Annotated in this window: 12 protein-coding genes and 4 pseudogenes; 14 read left to right on the forward strand and 2 right to left on the reverse strand. The window is 36.3% G+C overall.

Features of this window, described 5'->3' with window-relative positions; genetic code table 11:
* A partial coding sequence (locus tag C6H08_RS00535) for a putative barnase/colicin E5 family endoribonuclease (protein ID WP_459178052.1) occupies nt 1-667 on the reverse strand: 667 nt, incomplete at its 3' end.
* 250 nt (nt 668-917) lie between these two features.
* Here C6H08_RS00535 and C6H08_RS00540 point away from each other — a divergent pair.
* From C6H08_RS00540 to C6H08_RS00555, 4 genes and pseudogenes are all read left to right on the forward strand, one after another.
* Nucleotides 918-3,338 (forward strand): TonB-dependent receptor, encoded by a 2,421-nt coding sequence (locus C6H08_RS00540; RefSeq protein ID WP_034579430.1) that lies wholly within the window; start codon nt 918-920, stop codon nt 3,336-3,338.
* A 274-nt stretch (nt 3,339-3,612) separates the two neighbouring features.
* Complete coding sequence (locus C6H08_RS00545; protein ID WP_080745656.1) at nt 3,613-4,281, forward strand: Crp/Fnr family transcriptional regulator; 669 nt, start codon at nt 3,613-3,615, stop codon at nt 4,279-4,281.
* Nucleotides 4,282-4,294: 13 nt separating this feature from the next.
* Nucleotides 4,295-4,840 (forward strand): annotated as a pseudogene (locus C6H08_RS12390) (N-6 DNA methylase); the annotation flags it as partial.
* A gap of 80 nt (nt 4,841-4,920) precedes the next feature.
* Nucleotides 4,921-5,478 (forward strand): annotated as a pseudogene (locus C6H08_RS00555) (restriction endonuclease subunit S); the annotation flags it as partial.
* A gap of 39 nt (nt 5,479-5,517) precedes the next feature.
* Here C6H08_RS00555 and C6H08_RS11160 read toward each other — a convergent pair.
* Nucleotides 5,518-5,670, reverse strand: a complete 153-nt coding sequence (locus C6H08_RS11160; RefSeq protein ID WP_158656779.1) for a hypothetical protein — start codon at nt 5,668-5,670, stop codon at nt 5,518-5,520.
* Nucleotides 5,671-5,847: 177 nt separating this feature from the next.
* Between C6H08_RS11160 and C6H08_RS00560 the strand changes: the two genes are divergently transcribed.
* From C6H08_RS00560 to C6H08_RS00605, 10 genes and pseudogenes are all read left to right on the forward strand, one after another.
* Complete coding sequence (locus C6H08_RS00560; RefSeq protein ID WP_034563969.1) at nt 5,848-6,435, forward strand: thioredoxin fold domain-containing protein; 588 nt, start codon at nt 5,848-5,850, stop codon at nt 6,433-6,435.
* A 76-nt stretch (nt 6,436-6,511) separates the two neighbouring features.
* On the forward strand, nt 6,512-7,117 hold the full coding sequence (locus C6H08_RS00565) for a thioredoxin fold domain-containing protein (protein WP_034563967.1): 606 nt from the start codon (nt 6,512-6,514) through the stop codon (nt 7,115-7,117).
* Nucleotides 7,118-7,168: 51 nt separating this feature from the next.
* A complete protein-coding gene (locus tag C6H08_RS00570; protein ID WP_034579427.1) occupies nt 7,169-10,375 on the forward strand; it encodes a cytochrome c biogenesis protein CcsA in 3,207 nt (1,068 codons plus the stop codon).
* Between the two features lie 27 nt (nt 10,376-10,402).
* Entirely contained in the window at nt 10,403-11,350 is a 948-nt protein-coding gene (locus C6H08_RS00575; RefSeq protein WP_034563963.1) for an arginase, read from the forward strand.
* A 318-nt stretch (nt 11,351-11,668) separates the two neighbouring features.
* A complete protein-coding gene (gene purB, locus C6H08_RS00580) occupies nt 11,669-12,997 on the forward strand; it encodes an adenylosuccinate lyase (protein ID WP_034563960.1) in 1,329 nt (442 codons plus the stop codon).
* 86 nt (nt 12,998-13,083) lie between these two features.
* Nucleotides 13,084-13,912, forward strand: a pseudogene (locus C6H08_RS00585) (type I restriction enzyme HsdR N-terminal domain-containing protein); the annotation flags it as partial.
* 54 nt (nt 13,913-13,966) lie between these two features.
* On the forward strand, nt 13,967-15,109 hold the full coding sequence (locus C6H08_RS00590) for a methyl-accepting chemotaxis protein (RefSeq protein WP_034580404.1): 1,143 nt from the start codon (nt 13,967-13,969) through the stop codon (nt 15,107-15,109).
* A 281-nt stretch (nt 15,110-15,390) separates the two neighbouring features.
* Nucleotides 15,391-15,672 carry a hypothetical protein gene (locus C6H08_RS00595; protein ID WP_034563950.1) on the forward strand — a complete coding sequence of 94 codons (282 nt, stop codon included), beginning with the start codon at nt 15,391-15,393 and terminating at the stop codon, nt 15,670-15,672.
* A gap of 229 nt (nt 15,673-15,901) precedes the next feature.
* A pseudogene (locus C6H08_RS00600) lies at nt 15,902-16,504 on the forward strand (restriction endonuclease subunit S); the annotation flags it as partial.
* On the forward strand, nt 16,467-16,778 hold a 312-nt coding region (locus C6H08_RS00605), incomplete at its 3' end, for a hypothetical protein (protein WP_158656780.1). The pseudogene C6H08_RS00600 and the gene C6H08_RS00605, both read left to right, overlap by 38 nt.

Consider the following 16,778-nt stretch of genomic DNA (forward strand, 5'->3'; position numbering starts at 1 on the left):
GATTTTGTGGTATAATGTCTTTAGAGTTTAAAGGTTCATCTTTAGAAGTCAGTAAAGGATTAAATTCATCGCTATAAGCGGACAGGTTCGCGGTGTCGCCTTGAATCTCATCAGGTATTTTACCTTTTGTCTTTTTATAACTCGCTATAACCCAATTGTTATCACCTTTTTTATTAAATCCTTTTGAGATTCCCACGAGATAATACTCATTGCCATTTTTATACCATAGCGTATTTACACCATTTTCGGTAAGCAATTTGCCATTTTGTATAATCTCATTCATTGCATTTGACATTTTTTCATAAGCATTATTTCCTGCAAAGTCTTTTAAATGTTTTTCCACTATCTTTTGTAAGCCTATTTTATCATTTCCCCAAACTAAGTCAATATCCCCTAATTCTTTACGATGAAACGCCCCTGCTACTTGCCCTTTATACTCGCCTTTAGCTCCGCTTTCTTTATGTGCTTGTGCTTCATTTATGAGTTTTTGTATAGCAGATTCCCCGCTGTGATAATGTTCTGCATAGTTTGTGCCAAATTCTTTTATAGGTTTAATGTTTAAATCATTTTCTATCGCCTGTCTTACTCCTGAAGGTGATGGGTAAAAATCAGGTGGGAAATCCGCTTCCGTTTTGCCTTGTTCAAAATATTGTTTTAGCTTCATCATATCAAAGCGATTATCTTTGTGGATTCCTTTTGGGATTTTGTAGTATTCTTCTTGTCTTGTGAATGAATAAATGTAGGCTCCATAATCTCAATATTTTTATCTCATACAATTCCTATCTATCTAAAATATAGTTACTCAAAGTAACATATTTTACTTAAAATATTTAATATTCAATTATGCAAGTAATTATCATAAATAATATTTTATATAATTATAATATTAATTCTTATTTTATATTTGGAGTATTTCAATGTGTAATATACCAACACAAAAAGGTTCAAAACTCATTCTATCCGCTGCATTACTAAGCATATCTTTAAGTCAAAGTTTATGTGCGAATGAAATAGCGACAGATGACAAACTAGCTGCCCTGCTAGATTCTAAAAAAAGTGATACAGATACGCAGACAAAGCGACTAAATGCCGTGGTAACCTCTAGCACAGGCTTTGATTTACCACTCAAAGATGAGGCAAAAAATATTGTATTGATAGACAAAGAAGAGTTGCAAAACAAGGGCTTTTTAAATCTCAATCAAGCTTTGCAATACAGCCCTCTTATCACTTTTAATAGTAATAGCAGTATATTTGGCAATAATATAGACTTAAGGGGTCAAGGACTAGATTCCAATCGTGCGGTGAAAATCCTAGTCAATCGTGTGCCTATATCCCTGCTAGATACCTCTCATGGCGTTTCGCCCTATAATAATATAGATATTGAGAATATAGAAAGGATAGAGATAATACCCGGCGGTGGGGCTGTAGTGTATGGTAATGGCACAAGGGGTGGGGTTATAAATATTGTTACAAAAATGCCAAGCAAGGATTTTAACCGCGTAGTATTAAAAGCGATAAGTGGGGAGAGTGTGGGGCTTCAAGGTGGGAGTTTAAGCATTGCGAGTGGTAAAAAATTGAGTGAGAATCTATTCATAAAAGGCGATGTGAGTGCGGGATATACGCCCGGGGCGCGTAATGCTGCGGGTGTGGCTACTGATAAAAGTGAGATTAAAGCCTTTAGCAATGATAATGAGACAAATCTCTACACCGCCTTTCAAGCCCTATATAATCTCAGTGAAAATCAAAAGTTTGACTTTAATATAAGCTACTCACACTCATGGCAAAATATCCCTCTAAGCTATCTCTCATATACTTCTAGCGTAAGGGGCAGTGGTGGTGGTATGACAACCACCACAAAAGATGACAGCACCATAAAAAAAGAGCGAAACAACCCAGATGAATACACCATAAAAACGCAAAATGACTCCCTGCAAACTTCACTCAACTACACGACAAAATGGAGTGAGAATCTAGACTTTGATGCATTAGCCTTTTATCAATTCTCACTTACAAGATATATGGAGTATGAATACTGCATTAGCACAAAGGCAACGGGATCATTTTGTCCAGCAGGTATCATGGATATGGGAAAGCCTAGTGGATTCCAAAATCATGCCGCAGGACTGAATCTAAAGGCAAAATACACAACGACAAATAATACACTTATACTAGGACTTGATAATATCCTAGAATCTTCAAAGCGTATAAATCATATCGATCACTTTTTTCCCATGAATGCAGGAGGGGTGGTCGTGCCTCCTAGGCCTAATGTTCAGCAACAAATACAAATGGTGCATTATATAACAAACATCACAAATACAGCTATAAAGCTCTCAAATAGTCTCTATGTATTTGATAGCTTTAGCTTTACAGATTCCATAAAGCTTAGTGGTGGTGTGCGTCTAGAGTATTCTAACTACTGGATGCAAAATATACAAGACTATTGGCAAAAAACAAAAACTAATGGCAACACAACAGAATCTAGCGAATATCTTAACTTCAAGGACCACGCACAGAATCTAAGCTATGCCGCAGAAATCACACCAAGCTATCAATACAGCGATACAGGCAGCACTTATGCAAAGCTAGAGTTAGGCTTTATAAGCCCTAGTGCTTTTCAAATGATTAATGCCGATCCAAACTCAAGTATAAATAGTAGCAACAATGGCAGTCAATTAAAGAGAAATGAATCAAACGGCATTAAACCAGAGCAGTATATCACAGCTGAAATAGGCATGAAAGATGAGTTTGACTTTAGCTATATTTCTGCGACACTTTTTTATACGCACACATTTAATGAGATTTTTGTAAATAATATCAAGCATGGCACAGCCTATACATATAGCAATCTAGGACAGACACAAAGAGTGGGTGCAGAACTTAGCGCGCAACAAAGCTTTTTTGATACTTCATGGCTAAGACTAAGTGAAAGTATAGGCATGCTTTATACGAATATATTGCAAACAAATGTCGCAAACGCCCATTTGCAAGGCAACATGGTGCCTTATGTCCCATGGCTTAAAGCAACTCTCAATATAGAATCTGATATTTTACGCACAGAGACATTAAGCCTTACACTCTTTTTCAATAATACCTACATTTCACAATCACTTGATTCTACAAGTGGCACAAGTAGCACAGCGGGAAAAAGTCATATTATGAATAAGGGTGGCTATGTGCTGAGTGATTTAGGTGCTATGTTTAGCATTAAAGATTTAAAAATTAATGTCGGCGTGCGAAATCTTTTTAACTCTTGGTATGCTACCTATCAAAAATACCCATTCTATGCCCCAGCCCTTGGTAGAAACTACTATGCAGAATTGAGATATAATTTTTAGGTGGTTTTGGATAGGGGATTAAATATTGCAATGTAATGTGGTTTCTAGTTATAGATTTGGATTCCAGCGGTTGTTATTTGGGTGCAGTAGAGCATTTTTAGTTTTTGATCTGCAACTATGGGCAAAGAGACAATGCTTTCTTAATACAATGGATCTAAAATTTTACTTATCCCCTTTTTTTGTTTGGCCAGATGGCTAAGATCTATCTTTATGCATGATTCAACACTAACCTTTTTAAGTTATAATTCAAGCGATTTTATCACAAAAGGGAAATATGCAACCACTCACTAAAGACATCTTAACGCAGATAAACACCACAATATGTGGCGATGAGAGAAGCCTTGAAGTCCTGCAAAATAAGGGCATTGTAAAAGCCTACACAAAGGGATATAGAATCTACCCTGATAGCGATGAGTTACTAGGCTTTTTGTATGTTTTAAGCGGGAAAGTCCGCTTTTTTAGCGTATCAAGCAATGCTAAGGAAATCACCATTTTTACCATAAGCGAAAAAGAGTGCTGTATCATCTCTACAAGCTGTATTTTATCGCACATTAAGGCTGATGTGGTGCTTGAGTTTATGGAAGATTCTAGCGTGTTTATCCTGCCAAATAAGATTTTTGAGACACTTACGCACACAAATGAATCTATTATGCGTTTTAATCTCTCACTAGTCTCTAAACGCCTAAAACAAGCCTTTGACACGATTAATGATGTAACCTTTAAAAGTCTTAAAAATCGCGTAGTAAAATTTCTATTAAGCAATGCTAAAGATAACCGCGTAGAAGCAAGTCAAGAGAGTATAGCAAATAATATTGGCAGTGCTAGAGAAGCAGTTACAAGAGTGATAAAAGAGCTAAAAACACAAGGGCTAATTGAGACAAATCGCAATGAGATTGTGCTTAAAAATGGGATTTATGAGCTAGGCGAAGATATAGAATCTTAGCTTTTAAAGCAGGGCGGGATTTGTCCTTGCGAAAGGCTCTCTTACAAGCAATACAAGCACAGAGGGGCAAATCCGCAAAAACTTAATAGAATCTAACCTTATAGAATGTATTGTCAATCTCCCCGCAAAACTCTTTTTAAACACGCAGATTCCAGCGTGTCTGTGGTTTATCAAACGCAATAAATCCCATAACAACACGCTTTTTATTGACGCACGAAATCTAGGTGAGCTCATCAATCGTAAAAATAGGATTCTAACTCAAAGCGATATTGCTAAAATCACACAGACTTATCACAAATGGCAAAAGGCACAAGAGCAAAAAGATGGGGAATACAGCGATATTCTAGGCTTTTGTAAAAGTGTAAGCAAAGAAGAGATAGCAAATCTAGGCTATGTCCTCACACCCGGTCGCTATGTGGGCTTGGCAGAAGATGAAGAAGACTTTGATTTTGAAAGAGAATTTACACGCTTAAAAGCCGAGCTAGAATCTCAAATCAAAGAAGAGAGGATCTTAAGTGAAAAGATTCTAAACAATTTAGAGATTATAGGTGGGAAATGATTGTGAATCTAAAAGAACAGCATTGTGAAAATTTTCTACAATCTCTCCATAAAGAGCAATGGTAGGAAGTAAGGCTTGGGGAAGTTGCAGAAATCACCTCAAGCAAAAGAATTTTTTATAGCGAATATGTAGAATATGGAATCCCCTTTTATAGAAGTAAAGAAATTATAGAATTTAGCAAGGGCAATAATCCACAAAATGAATTATTTATTGATGAAAATAAATACAACGATATAGCAAATAAATTTGGAGTGCCACAAGCAAATGATATTCTGCTCACTTCAGTTGGGACTTTGGGGATTCCCTATCTTGTGCCAAAGGATAAAAAGTTTTATTTTAAAGATGGTAATCTAACTTGGTTTAAAAATTTTAAAAACATTATAAGCTTATTTTTGTTTTATTGGTTTAAATCCCCACAAGGAAAAGAAAAGTTAGATTCCATTGCTATTGGTAGCACTCAACAAGCTTTAACTATCGCAGCATTAAAAGCAGTCAATATACACCTTCCGCATACAGATATTATAAGAATACTGAACGAACAATTAAATGGCATTCAAAATAAGATTGAAAATAACACAAAGCAGATTCAGAATATCCAAGCAATGTGGGATATGCTATTAAAGGTAATATTTGCTTAGGTATTATTATGGTTTAAGGAATATAAAGGGATACTTTGCCTATGCTTTAGTCATGACAAGAAAAGTATAAAATGAAAAGACAAGATACTTCGTTACGCTCAGTATGACAAAGGAAAAAGGACTCAATATGACACGCATAGGGATTTTTCGTTTGCTACGCAAACTCAAAATGATAATGTTTTCTCTTGTCATAACTACGCCTTAGGTGAAGTATCTCAAAATATAGAATCTAAGCTAGAGATTTTGCCTTATAGTTTGGTAACTTATTGCATTTTAAACATAGAATCTAAGCAAGTTTATTAAAGCTTTATTTCCTTTAAGATTGTAGAATATAGGCTTTTATGCTTTGTGGATAAAGGGAGTATCAAGATGGAATGTAAGATACGCACAATGCTTTTATGTTTGTTAGTTTTTGGTGTGTTTGGAATCTTGCAAGCAAATGCAAATCATAATGAAAATGCTATGGCAAAGCAAGAAGTTGCGAATGTGAATATAGATGATGATTTAGATTCTATCTTTCTTAATAGTAAAAGCATTCAGCTTGGTGATAAGCCTGTGATGATAGTCTTTGGCAAAGATGATTGCTATCATTGTAGCATTTTGAGTGCAAGTTTAATCGGTAATGATGTGATACAAGGCTATATTACGCTAAATTTCTTGCCCTATTATATCAATCTAAGCGATAAGAAAAAGCACTCTATCCCCTATCTCAATCTCTCTGGGTTAAGCTCACTTGATACCGCACGACTCTATAAGTTAGAATCCCTGCCTTTAATCGTGTTTGTAAGCACTGATGGTAAAGAGATTATGCGTGTAGCTGGATTCCCCGGGGAGAAAAGGATAATACATTTATTAGAATTTATTTATAATGATATTTGGAAAAATTATAATAGCCCAAAAGAGCGTGTGGCTGGATTCTTAGAATATGAAGAGGATTTAGCAAAAGGTGCAAAATAAGATTCTATAAAATAGGGTAGGGCGACTAAAGTCTAAAAAGCGTTAAAGGTTTATTAAATACAAAAAAAGGATTGTTATGAATAAAGTTTTTAAGAAAAGTTTAAGTATGGCAATATTAGGTTTTTGCTGTGTTATGTCTGGCTGTAAAGATGGTAATATCTCAATTAGCGATGGAGAACAAAGCACAAAAGAGCTAGATACAAAGCTAGAAAATATCGATGTGGCTGGATATAAGGGACTAGAAGATATTATCAGCAATAATGTGCGTATAGAATCAGATTCTAAGCCTATTATGCTTATCTTTGGTGTGAATAATTGTAAATATTGCGAGATATTAAAACAAGATATGCGTGATAATCAAACATTACATGATCTTATAAAAGATAACTTTGTAACCTATTATGTAAATACGAGTTATAGCAAAACACATGAAGTAGCCTATATGCAAAAAAGTCTAAAAAGTGATGATTTAGCAAGATATTATGGTGCGGTGAAAACTCCACTTATTATATGGCTAGAGAGTGATGGGACTAGGATTCTAAAACTTGATGGATATGATGCTAATTATTTTAATGCCATGTTACAATTTGTAAAAAACAAAGGTTATGGTGATGAAAAAAATAGTGAAAAGCGTATGGCTATGTTTATAGAGCAATACACGCATGGCAAATTAAATTTTTAGGGTTAAACTTTTAGAGAATCTCTTTTGTAGTGAATTGTAAGTGGAGATATTATGGCAAAACTTTCTGTATTGTTTAAGGCACTTTTGAATAATCTTTTTGCGTCCATGCCCCTTAGCATTTTTCTCATGGTGCTTTATGCGGCTTGTATCGGTTGGGCTACTTTTGTAGAGAAAGAGTATGGCTCTATTGTCGCACATGATGTGATTTATGCGTCATGGTGGTTTGAGTTGCTTAATGCATGGCTTGGGCTTAGTCTATTTGGCTGTATGCTAAAGAGTGTGAAATATAATGGCTTTAAAGTCAGCGTGCATACTTTCCATTTTGCTTTGATTGTGATTATTATGGGGGCTGGTATTACTCGTTATTATGGCTTTGAGGGGAATATGGTGCTAGAAGATGGGGGAAGTAGTAGCTTTATAGAATCTAGGGATAACTTTTTAAATGTGCTTGTGAGTAATGATGTCGGGGAGAATGGCACACAAAGTGATATTTTGCCGCTCGATAGCTTTAAAAAGGGTTATGATATTTCACTTAGTCCTTATGTGAGATTCTCAAAATTTAGCTTAGATACAAAAGAAGCCTTTGATAAGCCTTTAAGTATTAAATCCGTTTCTATTATTAACTATTCTTTAAGCTCTCTTTTTGAACAAGCAAAAAATGAGAATAGAGAGATAGATCCCAAAGAGATTGATGCGAAAAAAAGAGAGAATCATTATCTAGCAAAGTTTGAAGTAACCTATGATGGTATTACTCACACTATGCTTTTGTCAAATCGCGGTGAAAGGGCAATTGCTCGTTTTGGCAATCGCTTTATTACGCTTTCATGGGGACCAAAATTTATACAACTTCCATTTGAATTAAAGCTTGATAAATTTGAAGTGATAAATTATCCGGGCTCACAAATGCCATCAAGCTTTGCTTCCTATGTGCGTGTGATTGATGAAACACATGGCGAATATCCATTTAAGATATTTATGAATAATGTGCTTGACTACAAGGGATATAGATTCTTCCAAAGTGAATATCGTGTAAAAAGAGATGAAGAGGGCAAGGAAATGCACGATGAAAATGGAATGCCGCTGTATGCAGCAACGATTCTTTCAGTCAATAATGACCCCGGAAAGATTCCAACATACATAGGCTATACACTCTTAATACTTGGGGCTTTATGGCTTTTATTTGACAATGACTCTCGCTTTAGAAAGTTAAGCAATTATGTAAAATCGCAAAAGGTATTAAGCATTGCTTTTCTTTTCTGCGGATTAGCCTTATTTCAACTAAGCACACCTTTATATGCAAATACAGAATCTAAAAATATAGAATCTGATACAAGCGAATTTTCACAAGAATTACCCCGCAAAAAATCTCTAGATAGTGTTAATAGTGAGAAAAAATCACATTTAGACAAGCAGCTAAGGGAAAAATATATACAAGCAAATGAAGATTTCATAGCACACATTGCAACAAGCAAAGAAAGTGCAGAAAAAATTGCCCCCATTTTTGCGGATATGAGCGATGAAGCTATAAGAGAGAGAATAGAGGGGCTTAAAAAAATCCCCAATAAGACTTTAAAGCGTTTTGCAAAGATACAGATACAAGGCTTTGATGGGCGTATTAAACTGCTTGATACCTATAGTGATGAGCTTATGCGAAAAGTTACAGGTAAAAAAGAGTTTAAAGGTTTAAAGCATAATCAGTTTTTGCTAGGGCTTATGACTATGCCAGAGGATATGGCAAAGCTAAGGTTAATCAAAGTAACAAATAAAGAAATACTTGATATTTTGGACGTTAGAGATAGCTATGTATCGTTTGAAGATTTGTTTCACAAAGATAGATTAAGCGATGTATATGCTTTTAGTATATCGCCTAATGCAGAGAGATTAGAGAAGTTTGAGAAAGCATACAAGCTTTATCATTTTGTAAATACGGCACTTAAAAAAAGAGATTCTGAACGCAATGAGTTTGATAAACAGGTCTTAAGATTACATGAGAAAATGGACTTGCTTATGCCATTTTCAATATGGTATTATTTGCGACTAATTCCAGCAGATGGCGACTCATGGATACCTTTTGGTAATCCAAATATGCTTGATATAACACAGATTCAGCAAAGCAATCCAGAAGATAGAAAAGAGCTAACACTGCTTGTTTATTTCTTAGAAGATTTTCGTTTGCAAACACGCGTAGGTGTTGCTTTAGGCGAATGGGAGAAGTTAAATGAAACACTTCTTTTTTACAATCGCTATCAAGCCCTTGTCGGTGGTAGCTTATATCTTAATCCTACACTTGTAGAATCTGAACTTTTTCTTAATAAAACAGATGTGTTTCCAGTATCACAATACTTTTATTTAACACTTGGTATGTTGTTATTTTTTATAGCTTTTATTGCGATTTTGAGTAATAAGCAGATTCCAAAATGGCTTGGCAAAACTTGCTATATCTTGCTTTTTTGTGTGTTTGTCGCACATACTTTAGGACTTATTTTGCGTTGGTATGTTGGCGGACATGCTCCATGGAGTAATGCTTATGAATCTATGCTTTATATCGCATGGGCTAGTGCTTTATCAGGTGTTATTATCTTGCGTAAGTCTTATTTTGCTATGTGTGGGGCTAGCTTTCTTGCGGGTATGGCTTTAATGGTAGCACATTGGGGCTTTATGGACCCACAAATTGGCAATCTTCAGCCCGTCTTACAATCATATTGGCTTAATATCCATGTTGCAGTAATTGTAGCAAGTTATGGTTTCTTAGGACTTTCTTTCATGCTTGGCATTACAAATCTTATCCTTTTTATCTTCCGTAATCAGCAGAAAAGACCACAAGTAGATTTTGCCATTCTTACCTTAAGTGCGATCAGTGAGATGAGTATGATTATTGGGATATTAATGCTTGTTGTTGGCACATTCCTAGGTGGTGTATGGGCGAATGAATCTTGGGGTAGATATTGGGGTTGGGATTCTAAAGAGACTTGGTCGCTTGTCTCTGTTGGCGTGTATGCGTGTGTGCTGCATGTGAGATTATTAAAACCGCTTTATTTGCCTTATATCTATAATGTCCTTGCAGTGCTTGCTTTCTCTAGCATTTTGATGACATATTTTGGGGTGAATTTCTATCTTGGCACAGGTATGCATGCTTACGCACAAGGCGAGGGCGATAGTGTAAATAGGCTTATTTTCATTTCATTGGCATTAATTTTTATATTAGTCGCTTTAGCTTTTATGAAAAGAAAATTGCTTCATACAAAAGAGACACATTAATAGACGATACACTAAAAAGGGTAGGGTATGATAGAAATTCTAGGGATAGCTTCTGATATTGCAGGGGGGAAGCTTGGCTCAGCAAAAGGTGTTGCGTTGCTATGTGAGTATATGAGAGAGAAGAATCTTGCTATTTTGCATGATAAAAATTATTTATCTTTAGATAGTAGTATAATCCCACCAGCAAAAAAAGATGACTATACAAAGCATATTAATGTATTGTATGATTTTTTTAAAGATAAAGTCGCTAAAAGGGCTGAAGAGATTATTTGTGAGAAGAATTTCCCATTTGTTATTAGCGGGGATCACTCAAGTGCATTGGCAGTAGCACAAGGCATTCAAAACGCATTGCCAGATGAGAGAATAGGCATAATTTGGATTGATGCACATGCGGATATTCACACGCCTTTTAGCACTTTTAGTGGTAACTTACATGGTATGCCTTTAGCCGCTCTCATAGGACATAAAGCCCCAAATAAAAACACACTCACACAAGCACAAGAAGAATCTTGGGAAAAGTTAATGAATATCTCAAAAGATTCTATACAACCAGAAAATATTGTGTATTGCGGTATTAGAAGCTTAGAGAAAGCAGAACAAGATGTTATAGATTCTAAAAATATATGTGTCTTTAGTGTGGAATCTTTACAAAAGGGCAGGGCAGATTGTATAGAAAAGATGAAAGAAGTCTTAACTCAAAGCACAAAGATTTATGTGAGTGTAGATATAGATGTGCTTGATTGCAGTGAGTTTCAAAGCACAGGTTGCAATGAGCTAAATGGGCTGTATATGCAAGAGCTAATCATGCTTACTAAAGATATTATAGAATCTTTTTCACACAAAATCATCGCCTTTGAGCTGAGTGAATTTAACCCAACCTTAGGCAACACAAAAGAACAAGACAAAGCCGCAGTATGCAACTTTTTACACGAAGTTGCAGAATCTTTAACAAATAATGTTGTATCGCAAAGATAGTATATGCATCTAGCATTGATGACATCACATAAATTTTATGACTCTGCAGAGAGTGTTAATAAAAAGATTGTGAAAGTATCTTTGAGTAAAATTTAGAAGTGCCTAAAAGGTATAACTGAATCAGACATTACAGAATCTGTAAAAATCACCAGCTTAAACTGCAAAAGAGATAATACTTTATTTCTCATTTTATCAAGTAAATTTCACCACAAAATCTACTTGCCGCAGACTAACAAGATTCTAAAACGCACAATTTAAATGATACTAAAAACTTTTTGCTACACTTCTAGGTTTATAAACACAACTTAAGGAAATGATATGGTAGAGCGATACGCAAGAGAAGAGATGAAAAAACTATGGGATATGAATGCCAAGTATTCCGCGTGGCTAGAAGTAGAAAAGGCGTTAGTGCGTGGCTGGAATAAGCTAGGGCTAATCCCAGATAGTGATTGTGAAAAGATATGCAAAAATGCGACATTTGACATCGCTAGGATTGATGAGATTGAAGCGGTTACCAAACACGACTTAATCGCCTTTACTACTTCTGTGGCGGAGAGCTTGGGCGAGGAGAGCCGCTGGGTGCATTATGGGATCACTTCTAGTGATTGCATAGATACCGCAGTGGCACTGCAAATGCGAGATAGCTTAAAGATTATTTTAGATGATATAAGACAAGTGAGAGAGGCGATAAAAACAAGGGCTTATCAGCATAAAGACACGCTAATGGTAGGGCGAAGCCACGGAATCCACGGAGAACCTATCACTTTTGGACTGGTTTTAGCGATTTGGTATGATGAGCTAGGGCGGCATTTAAAGGCGTTAGAATCCACGCTTGAAGTCATCTCTGTGGGACAACTCAGCGGGGCTATGGGCAATCTCGCTCATACGCCTATGCAGTTAGAAGAACTCGTCTGCAAAGAGTTAGGGCTAAAACCCGCCCCTGTGAGTAATCAAGTGATACAGAGAGATAGATATGCTAGGCTTATGAGCGATTTTGCCCTGCTTGCTAGTAGCTGTGAGAAAATCGCTGTGGAAGTGCGGCATTTGCAACGCACAGAAGTCTATGAAGCAGAAGAGTATTTTGAATCTGGGCAAAAGGGAAGCTCTGCTATGCCCCATAAGCGAAACCCGGTTTTAAGCGAAAACATCACAGGACTTTGCAGAATGATCCGAGCTTATGCAATGCCGGCGATGGAGAATGTAGCACTATGGCACGAGCGAGACATTAGCCATAGCAGCGTGGAGCGATTTATCTTGCCAGATAGCTTTATCACCACAGATTTTATGCTCATACGCTTAAAAGGGCTGCTTGAAAAGCTAGTGGTCTATCCTAAAAATATGATGAAAAATCTAAACCTTACAGGCGGGCTTGTGTTTTCACAACGCATTTTGCTTGAACTGCCTAAAAAGGGCGTATCTCGTGAAGATGCGTATAAAATCGTGCAAAGAAATGCGATGAAAGTTTGGGGCGATTTACAAAATGGCGAGAGTGCGTTAAACGATAAGGGCGAATCGCTTTATTTACAATATCTTTTAGCAGATAGCGAACTCGTGGGGCTTATCGGCATAGCGGCAATCCGCGAATGTTTTGAGTTTAGCTACTACACAAAAAATGTGGATTCTATATTCAAAAGGGTGTTTGGGTGAATAAGGGAAGTGATTTGCAGTGAGCAATTTAGCAAGTTAGATTCTGTTTTGAATGGTTTATTAGTTGTACTTAATGAGGGTAGTCAATGGTTACACAAGAAAATCTAAAAGAAGTATTAGAGATTCTAGGCTTTGAAAAGCTAGATTCTAAAAAGGCAAATATTTACACAAAGACCATAAACTTCTACATAATGCAAGTGGATTTTGCTAACCAAAAGCTTATTTACCCACAAGGGATAAAGATACACGACGCCACGACTTCAAATTTTTCTCACCCTGAAAACTTTGTCGTCTTTGAATGTGTGCATAGATTATTAGAAAAAGGCTATAAAGCAGAATCTTTAGAGCTAGAGCCAAAGTGGCAGAGCAAAAAGTGGCAAAGCCGATATTTTAGTGCGTGATAATAAAAACGCCCCCTATCTCATCATAGAGTGCAAAACCGCAGGGGAAAATAGCAAAAGCGAATTTAGCAAAGAATGGGAGAAAATGCAAAATAATGGCGGACAGCTTTTTAGCTATTTTCAGCAAGAAAAAGCTACAAAATTTTTGTGCCTTTACGCCAGCGATTTAGAAGCAGAATCTAAAAATATCAAATATCAAAATTACATTATCCAAGCCTTTGATAATGACGAATACTTGCAAGAAAACGATATAGAAAAATCCTATAAAAAAGCAAGTAATAACACTGAACTTTTTGCAGTATGGAAAGAAAGCTATGAATTGCAATTTTTCACGCAAGGCATTTTTGAAAATGATGTGAATGCTTATAAGATTCTAGAGACAACCCCCACTTTTTCTAAGCTAAAAGAGCTAAAAGAAGAGGGTAAATACCACGAGTTTGCTAAGATTTTACGCAAACATAATATTTCAGGCAAGGAAAATGCCTTCGATAAACTTGTAAATATCTTTTTATGTTAAAATTAAGATTCTAACGCTAGAATCACGCACTTTTTTAAAAAGGATAGTATCATGTTTAAATCACTCTATTTTCGTATGCGAATTATTCACATTCTAGGTATCATCATACTCGCAACCAATGCCTTGCTCTTTACTGAGAATCTCATAGGGCAAATTGTGCAATTTGTCATCGTGGTCGCACTTATCATGCACGATATTGATGAAAAGACTTGGGGTGTGAATATGACAAAAATCATTGCTAAGGAATTAAAATCTATCACACTGGCTTCAAAAGTCAAAATCAATACTTCATATAGCACAGAAAATGGCAAGATTCTCACACTTATTGATGACTTTAAGGCGCGCATACAAGCCGTAGTAGAAACCATACATGAAAAAGTCAAAAGTGGTCAAACAGATATCAACGGACTTGGTAATATCGCAGATTCTCTTAAAAGCCTCACACAAGATATGAATATTATCGTAGAATCTACAAACACAAAAGCAGATTCTACAAGCACGCTTTTGCAAACTTTTAACGAAGAAATTTTGCAAACCAAATCCGAGCAAGAATCGATGTTTACTGCTATGCAAGAAATTAGAGCACTCCTTAAAGATGTATATAATTTGGTAGAAAATATCTTTAGCCAAAATGCCAATCTCATCTCGCACTTTGAATCTCTAGAAAACAATACCAATACAATCATCAATATCGTTGAAACCGTGCGCTCGATTGCTGATCAAACAAATCTTTTAGCGCTTAATGCCGCTATTGAGGCCGCAAGAGCGGGAGAGCATGGAAGAGGCTTTGCCGTGGTAGCTGATGAAGTAAGAAAACTAGCAGAAAATACCCAACACAGCCTTGGTGAAATCGATAATAATGTCAAAGCAATGACTCAAGATGTCAATAAAAGCAAACAAGTCATCATAGAAAATAAAGAAAATGTAGAAAGTCTGCTCTCACGCACCAACGATGCAAACACCAAGATTGATACTTTTGAAAATATCTTTAATGAAAGCTTTGAAACTACCCAAAAGCTTATCGATCATAGCAATGTGATGAGCAAAGATCTCACAATCATAAACGAAGATATGAAAAAAATCCTAGATTTTGCCAAACATAATCTCACAACTTCTCAAAATGTGCATGGCATATCTTTATCTATCCAAAATAGCTTTGAGGAGCTCAAAAAAAGCGTAGAAAATCTCGCATAAACGAGCTTAAGTTTATGTGTACTACTTAGTCCCGGACACGCAAAAAGGAAAATTACACACCAGAAAATACAACCATTTCGCAAGATTATAGCAATATCAAAAACTACATAGAAAGTGGTAATTTACTACAAAACCCGCATTATAAAGACTATGCTAAAGCCTATGAAGCTTATTGTGATTTTAGAGGCTTTGAAAAAGAAGCATACGAACGCTTTTTAAACGGAAATTTAGAATCTAGCCTTGCTGCAACACCCCCTTTTAAAGAATACCGCGCCACCTTTATGCAAACAAGCGATTATAAAAAGCTAGTAGAATCCAAAGCTTATAAAGATTCTAAAGACAAAGACACCTTAACGCATAACGCCTTTGTAGCCTACGCAAAAGTAATAGAAAAGGATAAACTCCTTTATTTCTCTCTAAGTCTTAATCAAACGCCTCTTATCATCAAAGCCCCAAGCGATAACAAAGAGCAGAAAAGATTCTTAGGCTATGAATGGAGTAATCGCAAAGGCGATGAGGGCTTAAAAGAGCTGCATAGCCCCTACCTTAGCCCCCCTTTTTGAAAGGGATAATCCGCACAATACAAACAAACTAGCCCACCTTATCCGCCAAGCCTTTTTAGAAATCTCTAGCCCTATCCCGCAAGACTTAAGCCCCTATGCTTGTAAAGCAAGGCTTACAGATATGCTAGATTTTTCTAAAGTGGAGTTTAATAAAGCGATTTCTTTAAATCCCCTTGTCATGTTGAGCGGTAGCGAAGTATCTAGGGTAAATCCTTTTGAAAATTGTAAGTATGAGTTGGTGAAGCTTGGGGAAGTGTGTGAAGTTTTAATTGGTGGAACTCCAACAAGAAGCAATTACAGCTATTTTCAAGGCAGTAATTTATGGGTTTCAATAGCCGAAATGAACGGACAAGTCATTACCGATACAAAAGAAAAAATAAGTGATGAAGCTATTAAAAAATCAAATGTAAAACTTATCCCTAAAGACACAACGCTTTTAAGCTTTAAATTAAGCATAGGCAAGACTGCCATTGCTGGAAAAGATTTATACACAAATGAAGCGATAGCTGGACTTATACCAAAAGATAAGTTGAAAATTTTAGATAAATACTTGTTTTGGTTTTTTGAAAGCAAAATATTAAACCTAAATTCTCTTAGAGGCAATAACGCATTTGGGAAAAGCCTAAATATCACAATTTTAAAAGAACAAGTCCAAATCCCCCTCCCACCCCTAGAGATTCAAAAGCAAATCGTCAGCGAATGCGAAAAGGTAGAAGAGCAGTATAACACCATAAGAATGAGCATAGAAGAGTATCAAAAGCTCATCAAAGCCATTTTAGTAAAAACAGGAATCTGTGAAGAAGCAAGTATTAGTGGGGGGGGGGGGGGATAATGCTAGCAGCCTAGATTGGCAAAATATTGATACAACCATAGCTTTGATTCTAAAAGAACTTGAAAGTTTGCAATCAAAACTTGATTTTGCATTCTTAGAATCTTTAGCTTGTCGTATTGAATATAGCGAAGTATCCCATCAATCAATCGCACGAAGTGCCACCGAATCTCGCCCGCTTCGTGGTGCGGAAATCGTGGATAAAGGAGGCGCTACTGCCTCCGCACGATTGGAGCTAGAAGCGGAGGAGCGAGGCACTCCCCTTAACCCCGAAAAA

It is taken from the genome of Helicobacter bilis, from assembly GCF_900198365.1.
GTDB lineage: Bacteria > Campylobacterota > Campylobacteria > Campylobacterales > Helicobacteraceae > Helicobacter_A > Helicobacter_A bilis_B.

Excerpts from the sequence above, each read along its gene's own strand:
- C6H08_RS00540 (WP_034579430.1), top strand. The coding sequence starts at position 918 with ATGTGTAATATACCAACACAAAAAGGTTCAAAACTCATTCTATCCGCT.
- C6H08_RS00545 (WP_080745656.1), top strand. The coding sequence starts at position 3,613 with ATGCAACCACTCACTAAAGACATCTTAACGCAGATAAACACCACAATA.
- C6H08_RS11160 (WP_158656779.1), bottom strand. The coding sequence starts at position 5,670 with ATGACAAGAGAAAACATTATCATTTTGAGTTTGCGTAGCAAACGAAAA.
- C6H08_RS00560 (WP_034563969.1), top strand. The coding sequence starts at position 5,848 with ATGGAATGTAAGATACGCACAATGCTTTTATGTTTGTTAGTTTTTGGT.
- C6H08_RS00565 (WP_034563967.1), top strand. The coding sequence starts at position 6,512 with ATGAATAAAGTTTTTAAGAAAAGTTTAAGTATGGCAATATTAGGTTTT.
- C6H08_RS00570 (WP_034579427.1), top strand. The coding sequence starts at position 7,169 with ATGGCAAAACTTTCTGTATTGTTTAAGGCACTTTTGAATAATCTTTTT.
- C6H08_RS00575 (WP_034563963.1), top strand. The coding sequence starts at position 10,403 with ATGATAGAAATTCTAGGGATAGCTTCTGATATTGCAGGGGGGAAGCTT.
- purB (WP_034563960.1), top strand. The coding sequence starts at position 11,669 with ATGGTAGAGCGATACGCAAGAGAAGAGATGAAAAAACTATGGGATATG.
- C6H08_RS00590 (WP_034580404.1), top strand. The coding sequence starts at position 13,967 with ATGTTTAAATCACTCTATTTTCGTATGCGAATTATTCACATTCTAGGT.
- C6H08_RS00595 (WP_034563950.1), top strand. The coding sequence starts at position 15,391 with ATGCAAACAAGCGATTATAAAAAGCTAGTAGAATCCAAAGCTTATAAA.